This is a genomic window from uncultured Parabacteroides sp., assembly GCF_902493135.1.
Classification (GTDB): Bacteria; Bacteroidota; Bacteroidia; order Bacteroidales; family Tannerellaceae; genus Parabacteroides.
In genome coordinates, this window is record NZ_CABUOD010000031.1 from 47,137 (window position 1) to 53,570 (window position 6,434).

Sequence of the window (6,434 nt, forward strand, 5' to 3'; positions counted from 1 at the left end):
ATTTTTAATTTAATACCCCGGATTTTGATCTTTCGACGGATCAAGGGCCTCGTTATAATCGAATTCTGTTGTCGGAATCGGGAAAAGCATATGTTTCTCCGCCACATCTATACCTTTGATTTTCTTAATCCGGTCTTTTGCAATCCCCAATCTGCATAAGAAGAACCAACGCTTCATTTCATTCATGCACTCATAAGCTTGTTCTTTTATTAACAGATCCATGAATTTATCGACCGATCCATAATCCGCCAGCTTAAAATCGACCTCGGAAGGACTATTAGGATCATAGCCATACGCGCGGCGATGGATACGATTCAGCATTTCCATAGCATCGGTTGTAGGAGTGCCTGTCGCCTTTGTTATGGCTTCAGCATAAATAAACAAGACATCCGGGAAGCGGATTAACGGATTTGAATTACCTGATCCACTGCCACTCAAAGCATCCGGATCGTAAAACTTCGCCATCAAATAGGTATTATCTCCTAAACCAAAATCATGAAGCAACAAATTATAATCTTTCCGCAAGTCTTTTACATCCCATTCTGCTATCATCTGGTTTTCTGTTGTTGTATAAAGTCCGTACCAGCCACCAGCACCACACATCGGTTTTCCATTTATCAAAGCAGATGGATGTGCACAGAACATAACAAACTCCCAACCATTCTTCGTCGTATTGTCTTGCTTCAGATAAAATATTTCCTCCGTCGTATTAACGACTCCCGCTCCAAATATTTTTTCAAAATCACGGGAAGAGGAAACTGGAACCAGAGAATAGGCATTACTATCGATAACCTGCTTCGCAAACGTGGCTGCCTCCTGATATTTTTCTAATTGCAGATATACCTGAGCCAAGAGACTCCGGGCACTATTCTTACAGGGCGTTCCCACTAAACGGGCCTTATCAGGTCCATTTTCAGTAGCATACAATAAATCATTTACGATATAGGCATAAATATCATCTACGCTACTTTTTCCTAAATTATAGTCCGCCATATTTTCTTCAGTACGCAAAGGGCAGCTTCCGAAAGAACGTACCAAATAAAAATAGCTTAAGGCACGGATAAAACGCAATTCGCCTAAATAAGCGGCTTTCGATGTTTCAGACAAACCAGATGCTTCCGGCAAACGGGAAATAGCAATATTACAATCTCGGATTGCTTTATAAAGGCTGGCCCAAACCATATTTGCACGAGTCTGGTTCTGCGTATTCAGACCTTCATAATCACTATTTGCCTCCCAACTGCCACGTCCATAAGCATAATCGGCAAAGCATTCCAACAGTCCCGGATAGCTCATCGCAAATCCGCTTCTGAATTTTGCTAAAGGAGCAAGCACAGCCGCATCAGCTTCCTCTTCCGTATTATAAAATGTTTCTGCTGCCACTGCTTTTGGATGTTCTTCCAACCAATCGGAGCAGGAAGTAAAAAAGATAGCTACAACAACCAGTAAAAATAATATTCTCTTCATAACATACTCTTTTTAAGGATTTAACTAAAATTGGACTTTTGCGCCAAACGTTACACTTTTTACATTCGGATAGGTCAGATAGTCCAGACCGGAGTTTACACCGCCGCCCCATGAACTAACTTCCGGATCACGTCCCGAATAACTTGTAATAGTCAGGATATTCTGGGCACTTACATAAACCTTTACGCCTTTCAACCAACTACCTACAGCCCATTTCGATACGGGCAAATTATACCCTAACGAGATGTTTTTCAACCGCAAGTACGAACCATTCTCAACATATCGGTCGGAATAGTTCATATTCAATTTACGCGTAATTTTAGGATATTTTGCCACCATATTCTGAGCCTCAGTATTATTGGAGCTCCAATGACTATATAGCACATCTCTTTTCAGGTTCAGTCCCATACCCTGATCCAAGTTTGCGGTCTCGGCAACATTAAAGACGTCATTACCCTGACTCCCCTGGAAGAAGAAAGAAAATTCAAAATTTTTAAAACGGATATCAGAATTAAGGCCATATGTAAAGTCGGGATTCGGATCACCTGTAATAAATTTATCATCATTATTCAAGACACCATTTCCATCACGGTCTACATATTTCAAATTGCCATCTTCATCATACCCGTCTTCCTTATAGGTATAAAAAACGCCTAAAGGCTCACCTTCACGAACCAGATTTATAAAATCTTCAATGTAAGACAATCCTACACGGCTACCATAAACATCTTTGCCTCCGTACAATTTCACAACCTTATTACGGTTAAGTGCAAAATTGGCAGACAAAGTCCACGAAAAATCTTTTGTTTGGAAAACTTCACCTTCTACCAAAAGCTCTATACCCTTATTACTCATTTTGCCAATATTCTTGATCGTTGTATCATAACCGGTAGAAGCCGGCAAAGCTACCGAGTTCAGCAAATCTCTTGTCATCTTTTGATAATAATCGGCAGTAACGCGCAGCCTGGAATTAAACAAACTCAAATCAACGCCGACATTCCACTGAGCAGTCGTCTCCCATTTTAGATCAGAAGGTAATGTCGTACTGGCAGCATAATAAGTCGAAACGCCACCATTCACAGGAGCTTTTCCCTGGCTCAACATATTCAGAGTTGCATAAGAGTTAATAGCTGTAGAACCGGTTTCACCATAACCAACACGCACTTTCAAATCTGACAATTGTTCAACATCTTTCAGAAAACCTTCATCCGAAATACGCCACGCGAGTGCTGCAGAAGGAAAATATCCCCACTTGTTACCTTCGCTATACCGGGAAGAACCGTCCGCACGAAAACTGACTGTGGCAATATATTTGCCTTTGTAAGAATAGTTGGCACGAGCCAAATAAGACATCAATACCCATTTTGAATAACTTGTCCCCGGTGTTCCAAATGCAGAAGCAGCCCCCAATTGATCACTTTCAGGCACATCACTAATGAAACCGCTTCCACTAACGCTCATGGAGCGTCCTTCATATTGCTGGTAAGTAAAACCACCCGTAAAATCCAAGCGGTGGTCTTCAGCAATCGTTATATTATAATTGGCAATATTTTCATTAATAATCGTGGTTTCCGTATTTTGGCTGACAGATGCACTATTCGAACCATATAAATATTTGGATGTCGTATATGAATCGGTTCGATAATCCAGATTTTCAACGCCGATAGAAGCTTTCAACGATAAACCCTTTATGGGTTTATAAGTTAATGCTGCATTCGTATTTATCAAGTTCGCTTTCACCTTTGAACGCTGTTCGTTTATAACATTCAGAGGATTATATAAAGCATTCGACATAAAGGGATAAGACAACATGATATTGTTATAGCTCCCATCTTCATTGTAAGGAGAGACAGACGGAGGAGCGGAAATGGCAGCTCCGATAACAGAACCTCCCCGGTTACCACCACTACTGTTTTGCTGATCTTTAGTAGTCCGGGCATACGCCATGATCAGAGCCACATCGAATTTATCATTTATTTTATGATTAATATTCCCTCTTAAGTTATACTTATTATAACTGCTTGGTTTGATAATACCGTCGCGCAACATCATGGAACCACTGACCAAGACCTGAGTTTTTTCATTACCTCCGCTAATCGTCAAGTTATGATTCTGGATCGGCGCATCCTTATACACCAAATCCTGCCAATCTACACCTTTCCCGAAAGCGGCAACCTGCTCAGCGGTAAAATACTCTTTCCCGACATCATTTAATTGCTGCTCATTTACAATCTGTGCCCATTCAGTAGCATCCATCATATCCATCTTCTTTATCAAAGACTGAATGCCATAACTGCCGTCATACGTGACAGAGGTAGCCCCTGTTTTCCCTTTCTTAGTTGTAATCAATATAACTCCATTTGCACCACGAGAACCATAAATAGCCGTAGCAGAAGCATCTTTCAATACTTCGACCGATTCGATATCCTGGCTATTAATGGAAGAAGGATTTACAGGCATCCCATCTACAACATATAAAGGATCGTTACCACCTCTAATCGAATTAGTTCCACGGACACGAATCGTAAAATTTCCTTCGGGCGATCCCGTATTTGTGGTAATCACAACACCTGGAACACGTCCCTGCAAGGCCTGAATCGGATTTGGAACCGTTATGGCTTGCATATCCTCCGCTTTTACCTGAGTCAATGATCCTGTCAAGTCTCGCTTTCGCATTGTACCATAGCCGATTACTACAACTTCCTCCAAAGCTTCCATGTCTTCCGACAAAGCAACATTGAGGATAGATTGGCCTTTTACTGAAATTTCTTGGGTAACATAACCGATATAAGAAAAAATCAAAGAAGAAGATTCGGGAACAGACAAAGAGTAATTTCCATTCAAATCCGAAATAGTACCAGATTCAGATGAACCTTTCAAAACAACATTCACACCAACTAAAGGTTCTCTCGTTTTAGCATCTGTAATTTTCCCTTTTACAGCATGCTGAGCAAAAACCGAGACACTGCCAAAGAATAGCAACATCCATAACAAAAAACTCTGCCGATTTTTCATAAGACATGAATTAAGTTTAACTTGATATTTATTATTGTAAAACTAAATTTTACAATGCAATATTAAGTACAACAACATAAAACACAAAATATTTTTGTAAGAAAATCAACATTTATGCTCTTAAACATACAAATATACTGCTATTTAAAGCAAAAAGCTAAATACATTCGCAACATCATAATTAAAACAATACAAAAAGTATATTTTACAATATAAAATCAATAAAAGGAAGTCGTATAGTAAAAAAGTAATTTTTCACACTTAGATTTAGGCATAAAAAAACGTGGAACTACAGCCTATTTGTCATCGAGGTATCGCCAAACACCATGCCACAAATAAACTATAGCCCACGCCTATAAGGACGCAGGCGTTCAATAGTTACACCTTGTGGCATTATTGAAATTGGCGATTTCGATGACAAGGATTCACTAAACGCTTTTACGTTATATTCTCAATACAATCACAAATATACAAAATTATAGCAATTCATCACAAACATAGGATTAAGAAAAATCAATAGTTCTTAGCCTACTTTTCATCATGAGAACGGATAGAATAAGAAGTCACCCAGAATGAAAAATAAGGGATCAAACAGATAAGCTAAATAGAAATTTGATTTATCACAAATTAAAATAGTAAGAATTAGGTCGAATGCTCACAATAAAGACTTTTAGAAATCTATTTTAATACTATATTTTTTGTAGTTTTGCAAATAAGCTTACTAATTGTCAGTTATATAATCAGATTACACGAAACAAAAACGAGGAAGTATGATACAAGTTATAAACAGAGCCATGAATATTCTCGAAATATTAGCACAAGAGCCAGACAAAGAGTTCGGATTATCCGAAATCGCTACTGCTGTAGAATTGAATGCGGGAACTTGCGCCAATATCCTAAAAACTCTTGTACATCGCAACTATGTAGAGCAATCCGGCATAAAGAAAGGATACAAGTTAGGATACATGGTTTATCAACTCACGCGCGACAATTCTTATAACACGGAACTCGTCAATGCTTCAAAAATCGCAATGGATAATCTACGTGACAGTATCAACGAAACTGTAATATTATCTGTTATAAAAGGGGATAAAAGGATTTTGTTGAACGAATCACAATGCACACATGAAATCCAGGTCCGCACGACCAACGAGTCTTCCGTATACAGAGCCACGACAGGTCGCATGATCCTAGCTCATTATTCTCCTAAAGAGTTAAATGATTTTATCGACAAAGTCGGATTGCCCACAGAAGAAGAATGGCCGGAAGTCAAAACAAAATCCGAATTGATCCAACTGCTAAACGATATACGAACTAAGAACATCGAACTTTCATGGAATAAAAACCATGTAGTAGGCCTGGCCACCCCTATCCTGAAAAAAGGAAAAGTTATAGCAAGTCTTGGAATTTACTTGCCTGACATACGCTTCGGCAAATCAGAAAAAAATAGCATCATAAAACAGTTGAAAAAGACAACTGACATTATCAATGAAAAGATTAATGCGATAATCCAATAATATGATACGATCTGGTATTTATATCTTCAATCGATCCTATTATAGATATCGTTTTAATTCATATCTTTGTCATTGAATAGCTTAATGTATGAATTATGATAAAAAAGAAGAATATACTCGGTTTATTGTTTCTGTTGTCCGCACTCTGTTTGTTCAACAGTTGTGAGGACGATCCGTATTATGATGATTACGGCTGGGCGACCGATGCATTATGCAATAATACTTGGGTTGATTTTTATACCAATAACAAAGGGTACGAATGCGAGCAACGGCTCGACTTCTATAACGATCATACGGGAGAAAATTTTACAATTATCTATTATCCCAGGGTCTTGTTCACTTTTGCTGTCTTATACACAAATCATCATTCTTTTGAGTAGTTCTATGCTTCCTCGTCCATAACACATTCTTTTAATCATCTTTAATTTGTTGACA

3 protein-coding genes are annotated in these 6,434 nt (G+C 38.6%); 1 reads left to right on the forward strand and 2 read right to left on the reverse strand.

Features of this window, described 5'->3' with window-relative positions:
• Positions 1-9 precede the first annotated feature (9 nt).
• Positions 10-1,467, reverse strand: a complete 1,458-nt coding sequence (locus tag RDN79_RS13690; protein WP_298550740.1) for a RagB/SusD family nutrient uptake outer membrane protein — start codon at positions 1,465-1,467, stop codon at positions 10-12.
• A gap of 24 nt (positions 1,468-1,491) precedes the next feature.
• A complete protein-coding gene (locus RDN79_RS13695) occupies positions 1,492-4,482 on the reverse strand; it encodes a TonB-dependent receptor (RefSeq protein WP_298550741.1) in 2,991 nt (996 codons plus the stop codon).
• 770 nt (positions 4,483-5,252) lie between these two features.
• Between RDN79_RS13695 and RDN79_RS13700 the strand changes: the two genes are divergently transcribed.
• Positions 5,253-5,999, forward strand: coding sequence for an IclR family transcriptional regulator (locus tag RDN79_RS13700; protein ID WP_298550743.1), 747 nt, complete (start codon positions 5,253-5,255; stop codon positions 5,997-5,999).
• The last annotated feature ends 435 nt before the right edge of the window (positions 6,000-6,434 follow it).